Annotated in this window: 4 protein-coding genes; all 4 read left to right on the top strand. The window is 59.6% G+C overall.

Going from position 1 to position 4,999, the window contains the following annotated elements:
- Position 1 precedes the first annotated feature (1 nt).
- The 4 genes from PMX72_RS10335 to PMX72_RS09405 all read left to right on the top strand — a co-directional run bounded on the left by PMX72_RS10335 (position 2) and on the right by PMX72_RS09405 (position 4,844).
- Positions 2-79 (top strand): arginine deiminase family protein, encoded by a 78-nt coding sequence (locus PMX72_RS10335; protein WP_253274637.1) that lies wholly within the window; start codon positions 2-4, stop codon positions 77-79.
- Positions 80-184: 105 nt separating this feature from the next.
- Positions 185-1,180: an ornithine carbamoyltransferase gene (argF, locus tag PMX72_RS09415; protein WP_006234279.1), complete on the top strand. Its 996-nt coding sequence runs from the start codon at positions 185-187 to the stop codon at positions 1,178-1,180.
- Between the two features lie 138 nt (positions 1,181-1,318).
- Positions 1,319-2,806: a YfcC family protein gene (locus PMX72_RS09410; RefSeq protein ID WP_369831459.1), complete on the top strand. Its 1,488-nt coding sequence runs from the start codon at positions 1,319-1,321 to the stop codon at positions 2,804-2,806.
- A 556-nt stretch (positions 2,807-3,362) separates the two neighbouring features.
- A complete protein-coding gene (locus PMX72_RS09405) occupies positions 3,363-4,844 on the top strand; it encodes a DUF1846 domain-containing protein (RefSeq protein ID WP_271729786.1) in 1,482 nt (493 codons plus the stop codon).
- The last annotated feature ends 155 nt before the right edge of the window (positions 4,845-4,999 follow it).

Genomic DNA, 4,999 nt, shown 5'->3' with positions numbered 1-4,999 from the left:
CGTGCCCTCCGCCGAGCTCTCCCGCGGCCGCGGCGGCCCGCGCTGCATGAGCATGCCCTTCTGGCGCGAGGACCTCTAAGTCTTTCCGTTTCCGGTGCGGTCTCCCTACAACCGCACCGGTTTCGCCCGTCAAACGGGCGACACTAATACTTACGTAATTCATTTCTTCGAAAGGAAACGAACCATGGGTGTTAACCTCTCCGGCCGTAGCTTCCTCAAGCTCCTCGACCTCACCACCGAGGAGATCGAGTACCTGCTCAAGCTCTCCAAGAACTTCAAGGATATGAAGCGCGCTGGCGTTCCGCACCGCTATCTCGAGGGTAAGAACATCGTTCTGCTCTTCCAGAAGACCTCTACTCGTACCCGCTGCGCCTTCGAGGTCGGCGGCATGGATCTGGGCATGGGCGTCACCTACCTCGATCCGGGTTCGTCGCAGATGGGCAAGAAGGAGTCCATCGAGGATACCGCCCGTGTTCTCGGCCGCATGTATGATGGCATCGAGTTCCGTGGCTTTGCCCAGGACGACGTCGAGGAGCTCGCTGCTAAGTCCGGCGTGCCCGTGTGGAACGGCCTGACCACTGAGTGGCATCCCACCCAGATGCTCGCCGACATCCTGACCGTCCAGGAGAACTTCAACTACGACATCAAGGGCAAGACCCTCGTCTTCATGGGTGACTGCAAGAACAACGTTGCTCGCTCTCTCATGGTCGTTTGCTCCAAGCTCGGCATGAACTTCGTGGCCTGCGGCCCCGAGGAGTGCATGCCCGCTGACGACGTCATCGAGGCCTGCAAGCCCATCGCCGAGGCCAACGGCTGCACCATCAAGCTGACCACCGACGTCAAGGACGGCGTCACCGGTGCCGACGTTATCTACACCGACGTGTGGGTCTCCATGGGCGAGCCTGACGAGGTCTGGGCCGAGCGCATCGCTCAGCTCACCCCGTATCGCGTTACCTCCGAGGTCATGGCTATGGCCAACCCGGGTGCCATCTTCCTGCACTGCCTGCCCAGCTTCCACGACACCAACACCACCATTGGCGCCGAGAAGTGCGAGCAGTTCGGCATCACCGAGCAGGAGGTCACCGACGAGGTCTTCGAGAGCCCCGCTTCCAAGGTCTTCGACGAGGCCGAGAACCGCATGCACACCATCAAGGCTGTCATGTACGCCACGCTCAAGTAAGAGCATCTAGCATCTCGCTCGGGGTGCATTCCTGCGCACCCCGAGCGCTTTTGTCTGGTAAAAATCTCGCACCGAGCGACATGCACGGCACGGAAGAGCCGCTTCGGGCGAGATCAGTAAATGATTTATGAAGGGGGGATGAGAACTATGACTGAGACCGCTAAGAAAAAGCGCGGTATGCCTTCATCGTTCACCATTCTTCTTGCTCTGCTGGCAATCGTCGCGGTTGTTACCGTTATCGTCTCCGGTACGTCCGGTGGCGCGGTTACCGCTGCCCGCCTGAGCGATTTCTGCACCGCCCCGGTCAAGGGCTTCGCTGACGCTCTGCCCGTCTGCCTCTTCGTTATGATCCTCGGTGGCTTCCTCGGCATGATGACCGAGACCGGCGCCCTGGACAACGGCATTGCCGTTCTGGTGCAGAAGCTTAAGGGCAATGAGATCATGCTCATTCCCGTGCTAATGTTCATCTTCTCCCTCGGTGGTACCACCTATGGTATGTGCGAGGAGACCGTTCCCTTCTACGCCCTGCTCGCCGCCACCATGATGGCTGCTGGCTTCGACCCTATGGTCGGCGCTGCCACCGTCCTGCTCGGCGCTGGCTGCGGCTGCCTCGGCTCCACGGTTAACCCGTTCGCCGTCGGTGCTGCCGTCGACGCTCTGACCGGCGTTGGCATTGAGGTCAACCAGTCCATCATCATCGGTCTCGGTGCCGTCCTGTGGATTGTTACCACTGTTATGTCCATCCTCTTCGTCATGAGCTATGCCAAGAAGGTCAAGGCTGACAAGGGTTCCACCATCCTTTCGATGCAGGAGCTCAAGGACGCCGAAGAGGCTCACGGCAAGGCTGCTTCCGAGGTTCACAAGGAGGTCAAGCTCACCGGTCGTCAGAAGGGTGTTCTGATCGCCTTTGCCTTCACCTTCGTCGTCATGATCGTCGGCTTCATCCCGCTGGCCGACCTCAACGAGGGCGTCGCCAACTTCTTCGATGCTGGCGCTGTCTATGACGCCGACGGTAACGCCATCGTTCAGGGCTGGTCTGCCCTGATCACCGGCCTGCCCATTGGCCAGTGGTACTTCGACGAGGCTTCCACCTGGTTCTTCCTCATGGCTGTCCTGATCGGTATCATCGGTGGCCTCTCCGAGAAGCAGATCGTCAACACCTTCATCACCGGCGCTGCCGACATGATGTCCGTTGTCCTCGTCATCGCTCTTGCCCGTGGTATCTCCGTCCTCATGGCTAGCACCGGCCTCGACGTCTACGTCCTCGACGCTGCCGCCAATGCTCTGGCTGGCCTGTCCGGCGTGATCTTCGCTCCCATGAGCTTCCTGGTCTACTTCGGCCTGTCCTTCCTGATCCCCTCGACCTCCGGTATGGCTACTGTCTCCATGCCCATCATGGGACCGCTGGCTGTTAAGCTCGGCTTCTCGCCCGAGGTCATGGTCATGATCTTCTCCGCCGCCATCGGCGTCGTGAACCTGTTCACCCCGACCTCCGGCGCCATCATGGGCGGTCTTGCCCTGGCCAAGATCGAGTGGACGACCTGGCTCAAGTTTGCTCTCAAGCTCATCGTCGCTCTCTCCGTCGTCTGCGCCATCATTCTGACCGTCGCCTGCGTGATGCTCTAAGTACCCCTTGGGTACCCCACGGAAACCATGACGATCCTGTAAAGGATCACCTGGTCATCGTCTGTCCGGTGGGGTAACCCCACCGGTAGACTCCTACCTTTAGCCTCCTCCCGTTCCGTGCGCGGGAGGGGGCGCACTTATGTTCCGCGGTTTTACCAAACCGCGGAACCACTCGACGCTGTGCGCCGCCCAGAACTACAATTTGTCATTCAAAAGGCAAGGCATGACCAAAAGGTCTATGCCTTGCCTTTTTCATGCCAACTTGTACGTTCTGGACGGCGCTCGCTGACTTATGCTCAACCTGCGACGCTGTTATTGTTGGTGCAGGGGAACAGCTTGCCCGCTCTGGTGCCCGTTCGTTGACTTTGGCTCTGCCTGTGACGTTTCCATTGTTGGTGCGGAGTGACTTGGTTCCTGCTTCAAATTAGCTATCCCGGGTCCCCGGTGGTTGCGGTGGCGTGTTTGGTTGGTGCCTGTTGGTGGCCAGGCCCTTGCGAGGGGCAGGCTCCGTTATAATCGCCTAGAACATTAAATGGAAACGGGACGGGAGCCATATATGCGCCAGGGTTTCGACAACGCGAAGTATATCGAGCTGCAGGCCGCTCATATTAAGGAGTGCATCTCGCAGTTTGGCGGCAAGCTGTATTTGGAGTTTGGCGGCAAGTTGTTCGATGACTATCATGCCAGCCGCGTGCTGCCGGGTTTTGAGCCGGACAGCAAGTTTCGCATGCTCAAGAGCATTGCCGATGACGTTGAGGTCATCATCGCGATCAACGCGAACCACATCGAGAAGAATAAGGCCCGTGGCGACCTTGGCATTACCTATGACGAGGACGTTTTGCGCCTGGTCGACCTGTTCCGCGGCAACGGTTTTGCTGTCGCGGCCGTGGTTATCACCCAGTACGCCGGCCAGCCCGCCGCCGATGTGTTCCGCAATCGCCTGAACGCGCTCGGCATTCCCGCCAAGCTGCACTATCCCATCGAGGGCTATCCGCACGACGTCGACCTGATCGTGTCTGACGACGGCTATGGCAAGAACGAGTTTGTCGAGACCTCCCGTCCGCTCGTTGTCGTGACGGCACCCGGCCCTGGCTCGGGCAAGCTCGCCACCTGCCTGTCTCAGCTCTATCACGAGCACAAACACGGCACCGCTGCCGGCTACGCCAAGTTCGAGACGTTCCCGGTCTGGAATCTGCCCCTCACGCATCCGGTCAACATCGCCTATGAGGCCGCCACGGCCGACCTCGACGATGCCAATATCATCGACTCCTTCCACTTGGAGGCCTACAACAAGACCACGGTCAACTACAACCGCGACGTCGAGGCCTTCCCGGTGGTCCGTGCTCTGATGGAAAAGATCCTGGGCAAGAGCCCCTACCAGAGCCCCACGGACATGGGCGTCAATATGGTCGGCTTTGCCATCACCGATGACGATGCCTGCCGCGACGCTTCCAAGATGGAGATCGTTCGCCGCTACTTTACCGCGGTCGAAAATGTGCGCCGTACCGGCGTGGGCGATGAGCAAGTCGACCGTCTCAAGATTATTATGAAGAAAGCCGGCATCGATAAGAACTACTCACCGGCACGCTCGGCGGCCCTCACCAGGGAACAGCTGACGGGTGGTCCCGTGGGTGCCATGGTCATGCCCGATGGCTCCGTGGTGACCGGTAAGACCTCCACGCGCCTGGGCGCCGCAAGTTCGCTCATTATGAACGCCCTCAAGCATGTCTCGGGCGTCGACCTTGAGCTCGAGGTCATTAGCGATGAGGCGATCGAGCCCATCAGCAAGCTCAAGACGCATTTCCTGGGTAGCAAAAACCCGCGCCTCCACACCGACGAGACGCTTATGGCGCTGTCGATCACCTCGGCCACGAGTGAGACGGCCGCTCGCGTCCTTTCGGGCCTGGAGCAGTTGCGCGGTTGCGATGCCTTCTTTAGCGTGATCATCTCGCCGACGGACGAGACGGTACTGCGCAAACTGGGTATCAACGTGTGCTGCGAGCCCAAGTTTGAGCGCCGCGGTTTCTTCCATCGCTAAGTTTGAAGCACCGCGGTAATTGCATTGCAGTTTGGCCGTATCGGGTTAGCGCCCGGTACGGCTTTTTGATCAATAAAGGGGGGTGCGGACGATTTCTTGGACCGCGCCTAGGCGTATCCAAGCTTCCTGCGGTACTCCATCGGGCTCAGCCACCC

Origin of the sequence: Collinsella aerofaciens (assembly GCF_028207065.1) — a bacterium.
Taxonomy (GTDB): Bacteria; Actinomycetota; Coriobacteriia; order Coriobacteriales; family Coriobacteriaceae; genus Collinsella; species Collinsella aerofaciens_AR.
The sequence above is the reverse complement of the archived record's forward strand: the minus strand, read 5'-3'. Positions and strand labels throughout refer to the sequence as shown.